Origin of the sequence: Bradyrhizobium sp. S3.12.5 (genome assembly GCF_040548225.1) — a bacterium.
Lineage (GTDB): Bacteria > Pseudomonadota > Alphaproteobacteria > Rhizobiales > Xanthobacteraceae > Bradyrhizobium > Bradyrhizobium cytisi.
In genome coordinates this window covers 108,204-126,450 of sequence record NZ_JBEPRF010000013.1, presented here as the reverse complement: position 1 = coordinate 126,450, position 18,247 = coordinate 108,204, and the positions used below count along the sequence as shown (strand labels likewise).

Genomic DNA, 18,247 nt, shown 5'->3' with positions numbered 1-18,247 from the left:
GCCGCCAGACAGAGGCCGCGTCATGGGAGTAGCGCTGCTAGCTTGGGGACGCTTCTTCGGTCCGCACGGCGAACGCGTGACCGTGCCTGCGCCGGTCGACGGGCGCGGCGCACCCTGGCTGCTCGATTTCCTCGCAATGCATGTTCGCGCACTGCGCAATGTCGGCTTCACCGCAATCCAGCTGCCGCCGACGTCGAAGGCGCAAGGCGGTGCCGGGCCGGGCTGTGACGGCTATGGCGTGTTCGATCCCCGCGACATCGGCAGCAAGAGCCAGCAAGGCTCGGTCGCCACGCGCTACGGCACCAGGGCGTCGCTGACGCGTCTGGTCGCCGTCGCGCATGCCTGCGATATCGACGTCTATCTCGATCTCGTTCTGCATCAACGCAGCGGCGAGAATGGCGGCCCCGGCGTGTTCCGCTATCTCGGCGCGGACGGGCAGTCGCTGAACGGACGGCACGCCACCTCGCCCGGCTGGTTTCGCGGCGTGCCGCCGGACGATCTGCCCGATGACGACGTGCCGAGCCCGCCCAACGATTTTCCGTTCGGTCGCGAGCTGTCCTACCAGCGCTGCCGGCCGCCGCGCGTCACGATCGAGGATGCGCTCGACTTCGGCGAATGGGTGTTCCGCACCACCGGCGCGGACGGCGCACGCTTCGACGACGTCAAGGGCACCTGGGCGCCGTTCGTGCGCGAGTTCATGACCCATGGCGTGATGGCCTCGAAGTTCTTCTATTCGGAGTATTTCGACGGCAATCGCGCGATCCTCAACGGCTGGGCGACGCAGCCGCCGCTCAATGGCCGGTCGCTGGTCGCCGATTTCCCGATGCATTGGGCGCTGCAATCCGCCTGCGACGGCGGCAATGCGCGGGCCTTGGACGGCGCCGGCTATACGAGCTGGCGTCCCGATCTCACGTGCACCTTCGTTGACAATCCTGATACCGATACCTCGCCGGGTCAACAAGTCATCAGCAACAAGCTTCTGGCCTACGCCTTCCTGCTGTCGGTCGAGGGCTACCCGTTCGTCTACGGCAAGGATTATTTCCCGTCCAGCGTCTGGCCCGGCGCCTACGGGCTGAAGCCGTGGATCGACAATCTGGTCTGGATCCACGAGCACCTTGCCAATGGGCCGACCAGCGGCCGCTTTCTCGATGACAAGGTGATCGTGCTCAACAGGATCGGCGCGCCCGGCCTGCTGACCGCGTTGAACTTCGACACCATGAATGCGCGCACAATCAGCTGCCAGACCGCGTTCGGGGCCAACGTGCAATTGCACGACTATAGCGGTCATCACGACGATATCCGGACCGACGGAAACGGCGTTGCAAGCTTCACGATCCCGAGCAACGTCTTCAGCAAGGGCCAGAGCTATCTGTGCTTCTCGCGCGCGGGCCTGAATCTCGCGTCCATCCACCATCCCCGTCACACCACGCAAACGATCTTCGGCGCCGCCGATCTCGACACGCTGCCGGCCAGCAATGCCGAGACCGAGCCGGCGCGGATCTGGGTGGAGCAGGGCAGCAGGATCGTCATCGAGGTCAGCCTTGATCGCCACGGCGTGCCGGCAGATGGCTCGCTCAAGGTCACCGTCACCGATGCGCAAGGGCACAGTGTGGTCGAGGCCGTCTGCAGCGGCGACCATGTCAGCGCGGAAGGAACGGCCGGCGCGACCGGCGAGCATCATATTCGCGTCGCGGGCCGGCAGTTGCCGGAGCACGGCGCGCCGTTTTCCGTCGACGTCACCTACCTTGCTCCACAAATCGTTTGAGAGGATCCCAATGTCATTGCATCTGTTGTGGACGTCCGCCGACAGCCTCATTGCCGCCTTTGCGCTGTCTTTCGTCGTGCCGGGGCGGCATGTGCTGCCGCTCGCACTGATGTTCGGCCTGTGCGACGGGCTCGGCTCGGCACTCGGCGTCAGCCTGCCGCCCGCAGGTGGGCTTGCAGCGATGCTGCTGATGGCGAGCGGTGCGGCGCTTCTCGTCGGACTGCCCATCGCGCAACGTCTCGTGAATGCACCGGGATGGCTCTATGTGTTGCCGCCGCTGCTGGCGATCGACAATGTCGTGTCGCGCACGGGCGATGCGCCGGCCCTTGCGCTGTCGAGCGCGATCATGGCCGGACTCGGCTTTGCCTGCGGAGCCATCGTGCTGAGCTGGTGCCGCGCAGGCTCGCGCGATGCGCGACCACTTGCTGCGGCCAGCCTGATCGCGGCCGGAAGCCTCCTTGCCTGGGGAGCCTGACCATGGCCGCCTCCGTCACCACCCGTAGCTATAATCTGGCCAGGACCGGCGCGACCAATGCCGAGACGGTACTGACGGCGACCGCCGTCCGGACCAAGGGCATCGCAAAGCTCTTCAGCATTCCTATTCCCGACGATCCCCGGCTCGAGGCGCAGCCGCTCGCTGTCGGCGGCGTGCACACACCTGATGGCAAGACCCGCGACCTGATCTTCCAAGCCACCATGGGCAACTGGGTCTACGCCTTCGATGCGGTCACCGGCGAAAAAATCTGGGCGACGAATCTCGGCCGTCCCATCGTCGGAACGCCGGCCATCGACGGTCACATGACCAATGTCGATTGGGGGATCCTCTCGACCCCCGTGATCGACGAAGCCACCGGCATTCTCTATGCCTGCGCCTGGATCAGCGATGATGGCAGCGTTGCCAGGGCCCAGCATTTTCTCGCGGGCTTGCGGATCAGCGACGGCTCGAAGGTACATGACAAGCTGTTGAATCTGGAGGGCGCGGTCTACACCCCGCCGGGTGGCCTGCCCGTGCAGAAATTCGTCTCGATCCAGCGCAAGCAACGCAGCGCACTGACGCTGACGCAGAACCACGTGCTGATTCCCTTCGGCACGGTCAGGGAGACCTCGGCGGCGGCGCGGGGCTGGCTGATCGCGGTTGACGTCCATGACTGGCATATTGCGGCTGCATGGTGCTCCACCGTGACCGGCTCCGGCGGCGGGCTGTGGCAGAGCGGGGCCGGTCCCGCCATTGCCCCCGACGGCTCGATCTATGTCATCACCGGCAACGGCGCGTTCTCGCCGCACCAAGGCGATTTCGGCGAGAGTGTGGTGCGGCTGGCCTTGCACACTGGACCTCTCGCGCATTTCGAGGTGCTGTCGTGGTGGACGCCGTGGACAGATGCCAACCGGGTCGGCGCCGCGGCTGCGGCGCTGCTGGACGACGATGACGATGCGCACGCGCTGCCGTCGAATGTCTCGCTGACCGCGGTGATCGGCCATGCCAAGCGGATGGGAATGGCGCTCACGCCGCTTCATGCGCGCGAGACGGCGCATGTCGCGGTGACGTCCGGGCCCGACGCAATGGATGCACAGATCGCGCCGGTCGTGGCGCATCACCTGGCGGCGATGAAGGAATCGGCATGGAGCGACCAGGACTTTGGCTCGGGCGGGCCGGTCTATGTCGCATCGGCTCACGCCGTGCTTGCGGCGGGAAAGGACGGCATTCTCTACACCGGCAATGCCGCGGTGCTTGGGGACACGCAACCGGGCGATCTTCAGGCCGGTCACTTCGCCGCCAACTATGCCAAGCTCAAGATGCCGCCGATCCTCTATACGTTCTTCGATCCCACCGTGCCGCCGGCGCCGGCCTCGCCGATGGAGCTGAATCTGTGGCCGGGCGGCGCGACGCGGCATCTGCATGGCACGCCGCTGCTGTTTTCGTCCTCCATGCATGGCGTAATGCATGTCGTCGGCGGCGAGAACAGCGCGCTGCGGGCGTGGTCGATCGCGGCCGACGGGACCTCGACCTATCTCGCCGGATCCAACGAGATCGCCTCGCCGCAATCGCCGCGTCCATCGGGCGGCATGCCCGGCTGGAGCATCACGCTCGCGGCCAACAACGGCGCTGATGCCATCATCGTCGCAATGGTCCCCTACAAGGACAGCAACATGATGCTGAGCCCCGGACGTTTCCTGGTCTACGACGCACAGAATTTTGCGACGAATCCGGATGGCTCGAAGCGGCTTCAGGTGATCTGGGACAGCGAGAACTGGGGTCCAGAGCACGCCTTCATGCATCCCAAGTTCAACCGCCCGATCGTCTGGAAGGGCCGCATCTATCGCCCGACCTATAACGGCCAGCTCGACGTCTATGGGCTGACGAACTAGAGGGCCGCTCCAAACCGGTGCGCTTGTGCCGTCCGGTTCTCGGCGCGGATACGTCCGTTGTCCGTCGCAACTGTCCGGAGAGGGCAGCAAAGGCCGATTGCATCTGCTTGTGAAATTGAATATTATCTAGATGTTTCTCTATGGTTGTGCGGCGCACCCGCAGTATTTTCGGCGCAATGAATTTTAATCCTCTCGGAACGCCCCGCGCCTCCAAATTTTGATCGTAACGTACTCATTGGAGCCATTCATGCTGACAGCCCATGTTGCACTTGTTTCCGAAGAATCGAAGATCAAGCCGGCCGAGCTGGCTAAGGTCGCCGGCGCTCTGTCCAAGCAGGTTTCGCGCGATTTCGGGCCGATCTGGAAAATCAACGCCGATGTCGCCGCCTATGAACATCTGGAAGACGTGCCGCTGGATTATTGGCCGATCATCATCAAGGACGACATCGGCGATCCTTCGGCTGCGGGCTACCATGAGGACAAGCACGGCCAGCCGTTCTCGCTGGTCATGTACGATCGCTCCTGGTCGCTGACAGCCAGCCACGAATGCCTGGAGATGCTCGCCGATCCATTCGGCCGCCGCACGGTTGCCGGCGAGTCGCCAGTCAAGAGCCAAGGACGGGTCAACTTCCTGGTCGAAGTCTGCGATCCCTGCGAGGCGGCGGATTGCGCCTACACCATCAACGGCATCCAGGTCTCCGACTTCTATACGCCAAACTATTTCGATCCGATGCCCGCGGCGGGCGTCCGCTACAGCTACACCGGATCGCTGAAGGAACCGCGGCAGGTCCTGAAGGACGGCTACTTGAGCTGGTACGTGCCGTCGACAAAGACCTGGTGGCAGCGCAACTGGTTTGGAGGTGCAAAGGCGGCTGATGGACCGATCGAGGGCCTCAAGCTCACAGGCACCAACGTTCGCGCGGCCATCGACCGATGTACAGAGGCAAGTCGCGCCAAAGCGCTCGACAAGGGCAGCCCCAGCGCCAAACAGTCCATGCGCGCGCTCAAGGGCAAGCCGGCAAAGGACGATCCGTTCACGAGCCGCGCGGCCGCATTGCGGGAAGCGATCAAGGCGGTCAGCGGTTCCTGAGGCCTTGTCGGCGCTCCAGATGCCATTAGCTTGGTGTGAACTGGAGCGTCGATGGAGGTGACACGCATGAGCGCGGATGACGACGAGAAGGCCCGCAAGCGGAGGGCCGAAGAGTTGCGTTCGACGATCCGCGACGCGGAATCGGGCGCGAAGCCCGGCCGCGCGCCGACGCCTCGTGAGATCACCGATGAAGCGGCGCGCAAGGCGCGCGACGAAGCCAACAAGATCTCGCCGGAAAAGGATCGTTCCAACGGTTAGGGCGTGATTCCCACCGCGACGGCTACGTTGTTCACCCTCCCGCTCCTGGGAGGGTGAACCGCGGGCTCGCTCACCCCCCACGCGACTCCACCACCTTGCGGCAGCTGTCCGAAAGCTTGGCCTTGTTCTCGCGCAGGCAGGCGTTCATCTGCGGCGGCTTGCCGATGTGCTCGGCGCAGAATTTGCTGGCGTCGCCGCGGCAGGCCATCTGCTCCTGCGGCGTAGGGCCGGATTGCGCCGTGGCGGGCAGGGCGGCGGCGAGCAGCAGCGCGGCAAGAACTGAAGTCTTCATAAAGCACCTCTTTGGAATTGTGATGGATCCCGCTCGGGATCGGGCGCGCCGGACCATCTCGCGGAGATCCATGGCCGGTCCATGCCATGTTCATGGCATCGGCTCGGTGGCTCGGACGCCGCACCCCCATCTTCATGGCATGTCTTGGCGCGGTGTCTTTTGCCATTGAGGCTGCACGTCGGCTGCGAGACCCGGTGATTGCATCGGGCGCCGAACGGGAAGCAGGAGAGCAAGATGTCGAAAACAATGGGAGCGCTGAGCGCCGGGCTGACGATGATGATGCTGGCGGGCGCGGCAATGGTGTCGCTAGGCACGAGCCCGGCGCAGGCGGTGGTCTATTGCAAGACGGTCGGCGTGCCCAAGGGCTGCGTGGTGCGGCCGACCGCGGCGGTGGTGGTTGGAGCACCCGTTGCGGCTGCGGCCGTGGCAACGCCCGGCGTGGGCGCGCCCGGCGTCGGCATCCGCGCCGGCACGCCGATGAATCGCGGCGGCCCGGTCAATCGCGTCGGCGTGCGCTGACGGTCTCGTTCCATTGAGTTGATCGCATTCTTTCGGGCCAAGGGGGCCTGCGAACGAACCCCCCGTCCTTCGCAAGGCCAACATCCCGGCCCGATCCCTCTCCCCGCACGTCCCATGCGCCCGGGGAGGGGGCTTTTCAGCCCGTGGCCGCGTCGCTGTCGGGAAAGACCTGCGGCAATTGCAGCCGCACTCGCGTGCCGGAAGCATCCGAGCTCAGATCGAGCACGGCGCCGCAGCGCACGGCGCGGTTTCGCATGTTGCACAGGCCGCGCGCGGTCTGGCTCGCGCCTGCGGCTTGGCCATCGCCGCGAAGCGCAAAGCCGTGACCGTCGTCGGCGACGCTGATCACGCCGTACGGTCCCTGGCCGTCATCGCGCGTCTCGATGGCAACCGCGATGTGGCGCGCGGCGGCGTGCTTGACCGCATTGGTCACCGCCTCGTCCAGGATGCGCACGATCTGGATAATATGCCAGGGCCTGAGCTCGGGGTGCAGCGGCAGGCCCTGTGGCGTCGCCACGCGCCAGTCGAGCGCGATGTCATGCGGCCGCAACTGCATCGCGGCGCGCTCGCGCCAGGAGCCGAGCGCGAGCATGAGGTCGCCGCCGATGTCCTCCATGGAATCGATGACAAGGCGCAGATCCTTCAGCGCGGCGCGCGCCGCATCGGTGATGGTCGCGCCCTCCTGCCCGCGCTCGGAGAGCGCGACGATGCTGATCAGCTGGCCGCCGAGGCCGTCATGCAGGTCGCGCATCAGCCGCGTGCGCTCGTTGGCGAGGGCTGCGGCCCGCGCGCGTGCCTCCTCGCGGACAAAGCTCGCCTTCAACCGCTCCTCGGCCTCGCGCACGCGGGCGACGAGCTGGCCGGCAAAGCTGTCGACCTGGTTCAGCGCGCGGGCGAAGCGCCAGGTCAGCCCGGCGCCGATCGCGACCAGCATCGCCGAATAGGACAGGCGGGAGACGAAGGTGCGTTCATTGGTCACGATCTCGAATACCGACAGCATGTCGTGGACCCAGCAGGTGAGCACGATTGTCACGGCGCAGCCGATCGTGAAGCTCGCGGCATCCTGCCGCCGCACCAATGCGGCCGCGGTGACGTAGGCCATCAGGAACAGGCTGATCCCGACAGTGGGGATACCGAGCAACAGGAATAGGATACGCGGTAGCGGCGGACCAGCGATCAGGCCGATCACGAACACGACCAGCCCCGGCACGAACAGCAGCATGCCGTAGCGAGGCCAACGCCAGCCAAAGAACAACACGCCGAAGACGACGATCAGTGCGCTTTCGATCGGCGCCGAGGCGAGCAGCACCCCGGCGAGCCGCGACACGGTGGTCGGCGGCACCGGCGGCGGCATGAATGCCTGGATCACGCCCAGCACCATCGCGGCCGCCAACACGCCATAGACCGGCTCGCGCCGCCGCATCAGCCACATGATCGCAAGGATGACGGCGAGGATCGATTGCCAGGCCGAGAACGCCACCGGCAATGTGACGAACAGCAGCGTGCGGGTCTCGAAGGCTGGACGCAGGGCCGCGTCCGGCCCGACATAGACGGTGTCGAGAAAGCCCTTCAGCGGCCCCCACACGAACAACCGCACCGTGATCGCGTTGCTGCCGTCATACAGCAGCGAGGAGGGGATGGCAGCGATCTGCGGTGTGTTGCGGTCCGGCCGGTTGGCGTTGGCATCGCGGCGGGAGTCGAGCACGACAACGCCGTTGACGGCGACCTCCACGGCGTTGCTGAAGCGCGGCAAGAACACGGACCATCCGGCATCGCCGCTTTTGAAGGTGAAGGTACCGGTGTAGAGCGGAGGATCTGCAAGCGAATAGCGCGATGACGTGAAATGCGGCAGCGTAACGGGGCGTGTTATGCCGTCCTCACTCAGTGAAAATCCGCTCAGCGCGAAATCTTCGGGGTCGCTAGGCTGGAGTAACCGTAGCCCGAGGAAGGTCGCGATCACGATCAACGCCTGAAGCAGCAGATAAGGCACGAGGCGTGACATGAGCTGCCGGCGCCTGGTGTGCGTGGGTGCCTTCGCGGCAATCTCGCTCACAGCTTGATCAGGCCCTGCTGCACCGCCTCGAACACGGCTTCGCTCCGCGTGTGCACCTCGAGCTTGCGATAGATGTTCTTGATGTGGCCGGGCACGGTCTGCCTGGACAGGCCGAGATGGCTCGCGATCTCGGCGTAGCTGAAGCCTTTGGCGATGCCCCAGAGAATGTCGATCTCGCGCGGCGTGAGCTTTGCGGTGTTGAGCGCGGGCCCGGGCGGCGGCTCCGCCGAGTTCTGCGTTCGCCGCACGATGAAGCGCGCGATCGAGGCCGAGATCGGCGAATGCCCGGCGACGAGATCGCGCACCGTGGTGGCGATGTCGGTCGGGAAGGCGTCCTTGAGCAGATAGCCGGTGGCGCCGACGGTGATGGCGGAGATCACGCTTTCCTCGTCGCCCAGCGCGGAGATCACCATGATCTCGGTGTCCGGAAAGCGCCGTCTTGTCTCGCGGATCAGCTCGACGCCATGGCCGTCGGGCAGCCGCAAATCAGTCAGCAGCACGCGCGGCGCGCTAGCGGCAAGCGCACTGCGGGCCTCACCGAGCGAGCCGGCCGTGCGCACCTCGTAAGCAGCCTTCACCAGCGCGTCCTGAAGACGCCAGCAGGTCGGTGCGTCGTCCTCGACGAGGAGGATGGTGATGGTTTCACCGGTCTCGCCCTGGTCCGTCATGGTCGTGGTCCCGGCCGCGTGTCCCCCGCGGCGCGCGCGGCAAGCTTAGCCGCGGCGCTGCGGGCGCGACACCCATAATCATGGGGGCGGGGGCGCTGGCAACCGTTGGAGCCGGATCGTCGCCGTTCCGCTGTTGTTTTTATAGAACTGGACGCGCCGGCCCTGGACCGGCACCAGCCAGCGCGGCGCGAGCCGCGTGGAGATGAACCGCGGGAAGAGCTGGACGGCGTCGTTGACGTAGAAGAACAGCTCGCCGGCCTCGGGGGCCTCGAATTCCGCGACGAACAGCTCGGACAAGCCCTGCTTGCGCCAGAGCGCGCGCGCCGCCGGCAGCGCCGCGGCCGGGATCGGCTCGAAATCCCCGAACGGCTTCCAGACGCGATTCAATTCGCTGCCTTGTGTCTTGAACTCCGGGGAGTCCTCGACATGGATCGGGTAGTTGTCCTTGCTCTCGTCCTCATAGGCCGGCACCGTCGAATTGACCCGCCGCGGCAGCTCGTTTGCCGGCAGTCCGTTGATGGGCTGCAGCGGCAGATCGTAGGATCCGCGCGCGCCCACCCGCACGACCGGCTGGAACCAGTCGGCGCCCTGCAGCCGCAGGATCGGGACGGCGAGTCGATGGGTCGGATCCGGCGGCGTCTTGAAGCCGTTCAGGCCGGTCATGATGGTGCGGTCGAACCACGGATCGGCCATCTCGATCCAGACGCGGTATTTGCGGCCCTTCTCCACCGCGAGGCGGCTTGGCCAGCAGAAATCGCTGACGTCGAACAATTCGCCCTCGCGCGCCGTCACCGGCGTGTCACCGACGGCATGCGTCGATGCGCTGCTCTTGCAGAAGTCGCCGACGCCCGCGCGCCAGTCGAGATAGCCGCGCGACAGCAACAGCAGTCCCGAGCCGAAAATGGCGATGAGGAAGGCCGCCGGCATCAGGACGTTGGTGAAGGCCATGCGCACCGGCCAGGCATGCAGTCGCATCCAGCGGCCGATCGCGAGCAACCAGCCGGATTTGCTGACCCGGCTTCGCGATGCCATCCGGTCGGGCCGGTACCAGGCGAGGCGTGCGCGTTCCTGAATGCTGTCGCGCAGCGCCGCATTCCTGTTCCACGCGATCAAGATGATGATGACGAGGACCGTGGTGACGAAGGGATAATAGAGCGCGATCGCAAGCCATGGTGCCGCGTAGGACGGCAACACGCTCGCGAGCAGATCGGCGAACGGCTTGACGACCGTGCTAGTGCCGTTGTCGATCGCCGTGATCCATTTGAGCAGGGTGGTATCCTCAAGCCCGTGCTGCTTGGACGAGCCGACGACCGAGCGCGCGATCCAGGGCCATGCGGCGAAGATGATGAGCGCGATCAGCAGCGAGAAATAGGCGAAGCGGCGCCACCACACGGTGTCGAGGACCTGCCGCGCCATCTCGGGATTCGGCGGGCTCATCGCCATGAAGGCGTCGGCTTCGGCCGCCTTGTGACCATCGCCTTCCCGCTTCGCGTAGGCGGACCTCATGGCCTTGCGCGTTTCGTCCCGCGTCAGCGGCAGCACGTCTCCGTTCGGCAGCAGCACCTTGGCATTTGCCGGAAGCATCAGCGGCGCGTAATTGTCGCATCCGTGCAGCATGCGCTCGACTACGCCGAAGTGCACCACCGGCGGTCCGCCATCTTCCACGCGGTCGTGGATCGGCCGCGGGCCGTAGCGGTACAGCACGCCGGCGCCGCTGCGCGAATCGTGCATCGGTCCGATCGCCGACTGGTACTCGCGGAAGCGCGCGATCGTTCCGCCCTGGAAGCGGAGCTGGTTGCCGAACTGCTCGGCCATCCACACCAACGGCACGAAGGACAGCGTGGATTCCGGATAGCCGCCTCCGATGTCGGAATGGGAGCCCGCGAACCAGACCTCCTTGACGATCTGCTCCTCGGCAAGCCCGGCCTGGTCGATGCGCAACGGATGGAAGGTGGTGCGTTCGTCATCGAGCGCGAGCGCATGACAGGCGTGCTTCACCTTGTCGGAGAGCCGGTAGTTTCGAAACGAGATCGGCCAGATCGCCCAGTCGATCGCGACACGGAGCTCCTCGATCGGTACGCCGAATGCCTCGACCGTGTCGAACAGTCCGAGGAATTCGATCTTGACCTCCTTGCGGCCGTCCATGGCCTCGCGGACGCCGGCATAAGAGCGATGCCGGAAAACGAGATCGTAGAGATAGATCAGCACGTCGCGGATCCAGCGTACGACCCAGATCGTCGGCAGGCTGCGATAGCCGACCGATTGCTTGCGATACTCTCGCCAGGCGGCCGTCGTGTTGCGCTGCATCTCCGCATGCGACACGGCGATCTTGTCGATCACCGCCGGCACCAGCCCCTGGCTCGCGATCAGCGCTGCCAGCGTTCGCGCCGTGAAGGCGCCGCGGCTGAAGCCGAAGATGTAGATTTCGTCGCCCTCGCGCCAGTTCCAGCACAGGAAGCGATAGAGCTTGCGGACGTTGGCGGGCACGCCGATGCCGGTGGCGCCATCGAGCGCGGCGAGCGGCGCCCAGCCGGCGGTGCCGACGCCTTTGATGTAGTAGGCGATCTGATCGGGCTTGGTGTGATCGAGCGCCTCGTAGAGACGCCAGACACTGGATTCCTGGGTGGTGAAGGCGTTGCCGGTGCCGTCGGCGAACAGCACCAGCTTGCGCGGCGGGCGTGCCTCTGGTGCATTCCCTGCGGCATCTGGATGATCGTGCGTATGGTCCGGCTTGGCAGGACCGCCATGCAGCGCCGCCTCCTGGTGCGTCATGGACTCCTCCGAAAATTCAGTTGGGGATGCCTTAAGCCCCGCTCGGGCGGCATCCTTCAAATAGTGGTTGCATCAAGAAGTATTGGATGTATTTCGCCCACAATCGCGCTGAGGTAGCAAGCAGGATTGCGCCGTCCTGCTCCGGCTGTCTATGATCTCCGCCACAATCGGCAAAAGAAATGCCCGGAGCAGGCTCCGGGCATGACTCCTGTCTGCGAAGCGGCCGCTATTGCGAAGCGGCCGTGTGGCCGGCTCTTATTTGCCGTTGCCGCGGCAGCCACCGCCGGGGCCGATATGGTAGCCGCGCGGGCAGGCATGCGCGGCGGGGTTGGCGAAGTTTCGCAAGCAGCCGCCATAGGGCCCGCGGTGCCAGCCGGCGCCGCAGCCGCCCGCGACCGCGACGACATCGTCAACGCCCTGGGCGCCAAACGGCGCCAGCGGCATGGCCTGGGCCGAGCTGACGATTGCGCCGAGCGCGAGCGCCGCGGCAAACACGGTTCGTATCATGCGTCTTGCTCCCTGATGTCTGGGTGTCAGTGGGTGGCTGCGAAAGCGATGCCGGCGCGCACTTCGGTGATCGCCTGGTCGATCAGCCCCAGTGCCCGTTCGCGATGGCCGCCCTTGTTGGGCTCGGCCTTGACGAGCTCGGCGCGGGCCGATTGCAGGATCGCCACCGCCTCGTCCATGTGCGGTTGCGCGCCGAGCGCGTAGCCGATGCAGAGGCTGGTCGCGATGGCGCCGCCGAGCACGAGGCTGCGGGGTAGAGAGGTTCGCATGTCGTTGTCTCCTCCAGCGGGCGTCAGGCTGGGGCCGCCCGGTTGCCCGGACGCGATTCGCGTGTGGCGGGATGTCGCATCCGCAGCCTGAATAGGACGGGGCCCGGCGGGCCGTCTTGGACTGTCCGGCGCTAGATGCGCCGCGGCTTGGACTGACCGGCGCAGCTTGAATCAGATGGCCGTACTGGTAGCCTGTGACCATCGACCTTCAGCGCGGGTTCATCCCCGGCTGGCAAGGTTCAATCGTTTTCTGCGCGATTTTTTTTTCGAAGAAGCCTTTTTCGGAAGTCCTTACCGATGTCCGTCATCAGGAAGTCGCTCTCGACCGAGATGCTGCCGCAGGGTCTGTCCGACCGGCAGCGCTTCATCCGTTTCGCCGAGCTGTTCGAGCATTTTTCCAACACCGGCGAGCTCGATCCGGCCTCCGACGTGCCGTTTCGCGCCACGATGAACTCGATCCATATCGGCACCACCATGCTCGGCCGCTGCGACGGCAGTTTCGTCACGGTGCGACGGGAGAAGCGCCAGGTGATCGAGACCGGCGATGACCGCTTTTGCCTCGTACGCAACACCGGCGACCGTTCCTCGCAGGTGGTTCATCGCGGCCGCGAATTCACCATGCGCCCTGGATCGATGGTGCTGCTCAAGCTCGACGAGCCGTTCTTCGCCGCCGATGGCGCGAGCCAGAAGCGTTTCACCAACGTGCATCTGCCGGTGGATTCACTCCGCGCGATGGTCGCTGATATCGACGACCTCGTCGGCTCTGAGCTCGAGCCCGGCGGCGCGCTGTCGCTGGTGATGGATTACAGCGATCTGCTGCTTCGTCATCCCGCGGCCGCCGACGAGGCCGGCATGGCGATCGCGTCCCATCTGCTCGATCTCGCCGCGATTGGCTTGGGCGCCCGCAGCGACGTTGCGGCCGCGGCACGGCGCCGGGGCCTGCGCGCGGTGCGGCTGAAAACCGTGCTGTCGGCCCTCGAGGCGCGCTTCCACGAGCCGGATTTTTCCGCACAAAAGCTCGCCGGTGCGGCCGGTCTTTCCGAGCGCTATGTCAACGAGCTCTTGTTCGAGGCAGGCGCGAGCTTCACCACCCGCCTGACCGAATTGCGCCTGCGCAAGGCGGCCGACCTGCTGACCCATCGCGAAGGCCGCATCAGCGACATCGCCTTCGCCTGCGGCTTCAACGATCTCTCTTACTTCAACCGCTGCTTTCGCCGCAGGTTCGGCCTGACGCCGACCGCAGCGCGGGGCAGGTGAGGCGAGCCTAAAACGTCTCCACCGTCGGCGGCGGATATCGCTGCGCCAGCGTCGACAGCGGCAGGCGCCGTTCGTCCACTGGCAGCTCCAGCCAGGCCAGCACCAGTGGCCGCTTCCAGTCGCCGACGCCAAACTCCATATCGACCCATTTCTGTGGCTCGGGCCCGTCGAGGCCGCGGACCCAGACGAAGTAGCGGGGCAGGTCGTCGGCGTCGGTCGTGGGTCTCCTGGCCATCACTTGCTCGCTGCCTCGACACGCGTTGTCGTTGGGATATAGGTAGCGGCACGGCAAAGTCGAACGCGCGGCCCGCGGATTTTGCGAAACCACGGAGCGGCCGGACGCTTGGGTCCAGAGCACATGGACGAAACTGTGATCGATGCTTGGGATGATGCGTCGCAGGTGATGACGCGGCTGGCCGGCGCCTGGTCGTTCGACCGGGTCACCGAAGGTCAAGGGCGCATGAAGGGCCTCGCGACCTTCACGCCATTGGATGCGGAGCGCCTCGCTTATCGCGAGCAGGGACGCTTGACGCTCCAAAACGGCACCGAGCTTGAAGCGGAGCGCGAGTACGTGTTCCGCAAACACGAGGGCGGATTCGAGGTCTTCTTCGAGGAATCTCCGCCGCGGCTGTTTCACACGATCTCACTGTGCGCATCTGACGACGGCGCCTTGAACGGAAGCGCCGGCCATCTGTGCAATCTCGACCATTATCAGTCGAGTTACACTTTCCTCGCCGATGGTGGCTTTGTGATTCGCCACGTCGTGGCGGGTCCGCGCAAGGATTACACGATGATCACGACCTACAGGCGCATCTCGTTACGCTCGGATTAGATCGAACGGAGACAATGCCGCCGTTGATGGTGCACTCCGCCTGCAAGCGGCCCATGTCAAAATCGGATGCGGCGCTCCAGTTCGAGTTTGGCCTCCGTCAATGACTCTGTCACCAACTTTTCGATTTTCGTATCAAACCGAACGGCCGGAAGCGCTACGTTTATTGAACCAAGCGGCTCTCCGCCTTCGGACAAGATGGCCTTGGCCAATCCAACAATTCCGGGCGTGAATTCAAGCCGGCTGGTTCTTTAGCGTCCACGGCGTCGGATTATTGAGCCGCTGCAGATATTCGGGAGCGCCGAACGTCTGCAGGCTCTTCCCTTCGTAGAGGACCCAGCCACGCGGTGAAGGAGTATCTGGCGCACTACGGGCGTTCGGCTGCTCAAGCTCTTTCGGCAGCATGGTGGTGGCCGTGCGCTCAGTCTCCGTGGGGGGCAGCGGTTCCGTCCGAGCATTAAAGCATCGGCTCGAATTGGCAGTGCACAAGCATCTCGGAAACCGATGCGTTGTTCGGCAGCATGAGCGCGGTCTCCGCCAGCCGCGCGATGTCGCCCGGTTGGCTCATCTCATGGCGAGGAATCTCGTCGTCGTTCAGCGTCATGTCGGTGGCAACATAGCCCGGGCAGATCACCGTCGCCCGAATACCTGCCGCGCGCCCCTCGCGGCGAATGCCGTGGGTGAGGGCGACCATTGCGAACTTGGTCATGGCGTAGCCGACATTGCTTCCGACGCGCTTTCCGGAAAGCGAACCGAGATTGATGACCCGCCCATGACCGCAGACGGCCAGATGGGGCAGGGTGGCTCTGACGAGGCGCAGTGGACCCTTGACGTTCACGCGCCACATTTCGTCCAGTTCGGTCTCACCCTCGTCGGAGACGCGGACCTTCGGATTGATTCCGGCGGCGTTGACGATGGCATCGACGCCGCCCCACCGTGCGACCGTCGCGTTGACCCACGCGAGCGGGCTCTCCTCGGCGTCGTAGCGATGCGTCATCAGTCTCTCGCTCTCCGCGAGCCGGCTCGGATCGCGAAGCCCCGCCGATACGCGGAAGCCCGATGACAGGAGCCGGTCGGCGACCGCGCGTCCAATGCCGCGGGAAGCCCCAGTGACCATGACGATCCGATTGCCGACTTCCAACATCCGGGTCCGTCTCCTACGGGTGAGCCAAGAGTATCGCGAAATGTAAGGGGACAGGCGTGATGGCGAGTAAGAGAAATTCACTCTGCCGGCATTGGGCGTGCTTATGGCTCGCGAGCCGACGACTTCGGCCGGGATATTGGATGCCCTTATGAGGGCAGAGCAAATCCGCTCTATGCGTGCGTGGGCCCATGCACTTAATTTTCCGCCGCTCTGCATGACCGCGAAAGAGCCCTGCGGATGGGATTTTCGGACTATCGAACGGCGTTGGTGACGGGCGCATCCTCGGGTATCGGGGCTGCGACGGTTCGGCGCCTCCGCACCGGGGGGCTCGAGGTTCACGCGCTGGGGCGCGACGTCCGCCGGCTTGCAAGCCTGTCGGCCGAGACCGGATGCCACGCATGCGCCGTCGATGTGAACGATCTCGACGCGTTGACGCGGCTTGCGAGCTCGGCCGAGTTCGACGTTCTCGTCAACAATGCCGGCCAGTCGCGGCGCGGCAGCATCCTGGATCTTGCACCTGATGATGTCGACACGCTGGTCGACGTCAATCTGCGCGCGGTCCTGCACCTGACGCGGCTGATCGTGCCAGGCATGGCGAGGCGCAACCGCGGCCACGTGGTCAACGTCTCGTCGATCGCCGGCCATTATGCCTTCGGCGAGAACGCGACGACATTCAATTCATCCGTGGCCTATCACGCGACGAAGGCGGGCATTCATTCGCTGTCGCACCAGCTGCGCGTCGATCTCTACGGGATCTGCATTCGCGTCACCGAAGTCTCGCCAGGACGCGTGGCAACGAGCATCTTCCAACACCAGAATTCCGCCGACAATCCGGATGCCCGTTTCGTCGGCGCGTTCGAGACGCTCCAGTCCGAAGACGTTGCGGATGCCATTGCGTTCGCGGTGGGGTCGCCGGCACGGATGAACGTCGCGACGATCGAGGTCGTCCCCACGTTCCAGGTTGTCGGCGAACTGCGATTTGCGAGCCGATCCGAGGCCGCACGTTTGAAAGACATGAGAAGTGGAGCCGACGATGCCTGAACTTGCGAACCGCCTGAAGACCGTGAAGGTGTCGGCCTCGGCGGCGATGACGGACAAGGCGCGCGAGCTCCGCGCCGCGGGCGTCAAGATTGTCGGCCTGTCGTCCGGCGAGCCCGACTTTCCGACGCCGCCGCATGCGATCGAGGCCGCGCATCGGGCGGCGCTGGCGGGCGATACCAAATATCCCGCGCAGCCGGGGACCGTCGCGCTGCGGACCGCTGTTCAGCGCAAGTTCAAGCGCGAGAACAATCTAGACTACGCCCTCGACGAGATCCTGATTGCCAATGGCGGCAAGCAGATCATCTTCAACGCGCTGTTTGCGACCTGCAACCCAGGCGACGAGGCCGTCATTCCTGCACCGGGCTGGATCACCTATGCCGACATCGTGCTCCTGGCGGAAGCGAAGCCCGTCGCCGTGCCGTGCCCGGAGAACAATCAGTTCAAGCTGCGCCCGGCGGATCTGGACACGGCAATCACGCCCCGGACCAAGTGGCTGATCCTTAATTTTCCCAACAATCCGACCGGCGCGGCATGTACCCGCGACGAGATGCGCGCGATCGCCGACGTCATGCTGAAGCACCCCGACGTCTGGATTCTCACCGACGACATCTATGAACATCTTACCTATGACGGTTTCGAGTTCTGCACCATCGCGGAGGTCGAGCCGAAGCTGAGGAATCGCGTCGTGACCGTGAACGGCGCGTCCAAGGCCTACGCCATGACGGGCTGGCGGGTCGGCTATTGCGGCGGTCCCAAAGACCTGATTGCGGCGATGAACAATGTCCACGGTCAGGCGACCGGCGGAATCTGCACGGTGAGCCAGGCAGCGGCCGTCGCGGTCCTGGACGGACCGCAGGACTACCTGAAGGAGCGCGCTGACATCTATCGCGACCGGCGCGATCTGGTGGTCAAGCTCCTCAATCAGATTCCCGGGATTACCTGCCACAAGCCTGAGGGAGCCTTCTACGTGTTTCCCAACATCGCCGGTTGCATCGGTAAGACCACGAAGGGCGGGCGCCGGCTGGAGACCGATGCCGACTTCATTTCGGCTCTCCTGGAGGAGCAGCATGTCGCGGCGGTGCCCGGGGGCGCGTATGGCATGAGTCCGTATTTCCGCATTTCTTATGCGACCGATACCGAATCGCTGAAGGAGGGCTGCCGGCGTATCGCGAGCTTCTGCGAAGGCCTGCGCTGACCGGGCGTCGATATGTCAGGGGGCTTGGCCCTCAGTGGAGAACGAAAGATGCATCCAGCGGCATTCGTCGACCAAGATCGGAGCAGTATGCCGAACCAACTGTCATAATCCTTCTTAATGCCCCTAAACGAAGATGTTCTTGGTCCTGTAGGTTATCGACGCATAAGCTTTGTGCAAAGAGGGGTATTGCCTTGGTATCGCGCAGTCGAGGACGGCCAGCG

General features: G+C 64.9%; 18 protein-coding genes. 10 read left to right on the top strand and 8 right to left on the bottom strand.

What is annotated here, in order from left to right; translation table 11 throughout:
• Positions 1-22 precede the first annotated feature (22 nt).
• From ABIC09_RS20625 to ABIC09_RS20605, 5 genes are all read left to right on the top strand, one after another.
• Positions 23-1,765 carry an alpha-amylase family protein gene (locus ABIC09_RS20625; protein ID WP_354110372.1) on the top strand — a complete coding sequence of 581 codons (1,743 nt, stop codon included), beginning with the start codon at positions 23-25 and terminating at the stop codon, positions 1,763-1,765.
• Between the two features lie 10 nt (positions 1,766-1,775).
• Positions 1,776-2,240 (top strand): hypothetical protein, encoded by a 465-nt coding sequence (locus ABIC09_RS20620; RefSeq protein ID WP_354110371.1) that lies wholly within the window; start codon positions 1,776-1,778, stop codon positions 2,238-2,240.
• A gap of 2 nt (positions 2,241-2,242) precedes the next feature.
• Positions 2,243-4,132, top strand: a complete 1,890-nt coding sequence (locus ABIC09_RS37460; RefSeq protein WP_502917685.1) for a PQQ-binding-like beta-propeller repeat protein — start codon at positions 2,243-2,245, stop codon at positions 4,130-4,132.
• 247 nt (positions 4,133-4,379) lie between these two features.
• Positions 4,380-5,222: a hypothetical protein gene (locus ABIC09_RS20610; protein ID WP_148749968.1), complete on the top strand. Its 843-nt coding sequence runs from the start codon at positions 4,380-4,382 to the stop codon at positions 5,220-5,222.
• A gap of 66 nt (positions 5,223-5,288) precedes the next feature.
• Positions 5,289-5,480, top strand: coding sequence for a hypothetical protein (locus tag ABIC09_RS20605; RefSeq protein WP_148749969.1), 192 nt, complete (start codon positions 5,289-5,291; stop codon positions 5,478-5,480).
• 70 nt (positions 5,481-5,550) lie between these two features.
• Here ABIC09_RS20605 and ABIC09_RS20600 read toward each other — a convergent pair whose 3' ends face one another.
• The gene (locus ABIC09_RS20600) at positions 5,551-5,772 is read right to left on the bottom strand and encodes a cysteine rich repeat-containing protein (RefSeq protein ID WP_148755344.1); all 222 of its coding nucleotides are present in this window, start codon (positions 5,770-5,772) and stop codon (positions 5,551-5,553) included.
• Between the two features lie 234 nt (positions 5,773-6,006).
• Between ABIC09_RS20600 and ABIC09_RS20595 the strand changes: the two genes are divergently transcribed.
• Positions 6,007-6,291, top strand: a complete 285-nt coding sequence (locus ABIC09_RS20595) for a hypothetical protein (protein ID WP_148755343.1) — start codon at positions 6,007-6,009, stop codon at positions 6,289-6,291.
• A 136-nt stretch (positions 6,292-6,427) separates the two neighbouring features.
• Here ABIC09_RS20595 and ABIC09_RS20590 read toward each other — a convergent pair whose 3' ends face one another.
• The 5 genes from ABIC09_RS20590 to ABIC09_RS20570 form a co-directional block, all read right to left on the bottom strand.
• Positions 6,428-8,344 carry a sensor histidine kinase gene (locus ABIC09_RS20590; protein WP_354085636.1) on the bottom strand — a complete coding sequence of 639 codons (1,917 nt, stop codon included), beginning with the start codon at positions 8,342-8,344 and terminating at the stop codon, positions 6,428-6,430.
• A complete protein-coding gene (locus ABIC09_RS20585) occupies positions 8,341-9,012 on the bottom strand; it encodes a response regulator (RefSeq protein ID WP_354032471.1) in 672 nt (223 codons plus the stop codon). Before ABIC09_RS20585 ends, ABIC09_RS20590 begins: the two co-directional genes overlap by 4 nt.
• 78 nt (positions 9,013-9,090) lie before the next feature.
• Positions 9,091-11,784, bottom strand: a complete 2,694-nt coding sequence (locus ABIC09_RS20580) for a T6SS phospholipase effector Tle1-like catalytic domain-containing protein (protein ID WP_354110370.1) — start codon at positions 11,782-11,784, stop codon at positions 9,091-9,093.
• Positions 11,785-12,039: 255 nt separating this feature from the next.
• Entirely contained in the window at positions 12,040-12,291 is a 252-nt protein-coding gene (locus ABIC09_RS20575) for a GCG_CRPN prefix-to-repeats domain-containing protein (RefSeq protein ID WP_354032469.1), read from the bottom strand.
• 26 nt (positions 12,292-12,317) lie between these two features.
• The gene (locus ABIC09_RS20570; RefSeq protein WP_148755338.1) at positions 12,318-12,560 is read right to left on the bottom strand and encodes a hypothetical protein; all 243 of its coding nucleotides are present in this window, start codon (positions 12,558-12,560) and stop codon (positions 12,318-12,320) included.
• A 297-nt stretch (positions 12,561-12,857) separates the two neighbouring features.
• Here ABIC09_RS20570 and ABIC09_RS20565 point away from each other — a divergent pair, with 297 nt between their 5' ends.
• Positions 12,858-13,817 (top strand): helix-turn-helix transcriptional regulator, encoded by a 960-nt coding sequence (locus ABIC09_RS20565; RefSeq protein ID WP_354110369.1) that lies wholly within the window; start codon positions 12,858-12,860, stop codon positions 13,815-13,817.
• Positions 13,818-13,824: 7 nt separating this feature from the next.
• Here the strand turns inward: ABIC09_RS20565 and ABIC09_RS20560 are convergent, their stop codons facing one another.
• A complete protein-coding gene (locus ABIC09_RS20560) occupies positions 13,825-14,052 on the bottom strand; it encodes a hypothetical protein (RefSeq protein ID WP_354110368.1) in 228 nt (75 codons plus the stop codon).
• Between the two features lie 168 nt (positions 14,053-14,220).
• Here ABIC09_RS20560 and ABIC09_RS20555 point away from each other — a divergent pair, with 168 nt between their 5' ends.
• Complete coding sequence (locus ABIC09_RS20555) at positions 14,221-14,649, top strand: DUF6314 family protein (RefSeq protein ID WP_354110367.1); 429 nt, start codon at positions 14,221-14,223, stop codon at positions 14,647-14,649.
• Between the two features lie 454 nt (positions 14,650-15,103).
• On the opposite strand, the gene ABIC09_RS20550 is transcribed toward ABIC09_RS20555, so the two are convergent.
• On the bottom strand, positions 15,104-15,790 hold the full coding sequence (locus tag ABIC09_RS20550; RefSeq protein ID WP_148755334.1) for an SDR family NAD(P)-dependent oxidoreductase: 687 nt from the start codon (positions 15,788-15,790) through the stop codon (positions 15,104-15,106).
• A gap of 237 nt (positions 15,791-16,027) precedes the next feature.
• Here ABIC09_RS20550 and ABIC09_RS20545 point away from each other — a divergent pair, with 237 nt between their 5' ends.
• Entirely contained in the window at positions 16,028-16,831 is an 804-nt protein-coding gene (locus ABIC09_RS20545; RefSeq protein ID WP_354110366.1) for an SDR family oxidoreductase, read from the top strand.
• On the top strand, positions 16,824-18,026 hold the full coding sequence (locus tag ABIC09_RS20540; RefSeq protein WP_354110365.1) for a pyridoxal phosphate-dependent aminotransferase: 1,203 nt from the start codon (positions 16,824-16,826) through the stop codon (positions 18,024-18,026). Before ABIC09_RS20545 ends, ABIC09_RS20540 begins: the two co-directional genes overlap by 8 nt.
• The last annotated feature ends 221 nt before the right edge of the window (positions 18,027-18,247 follow it).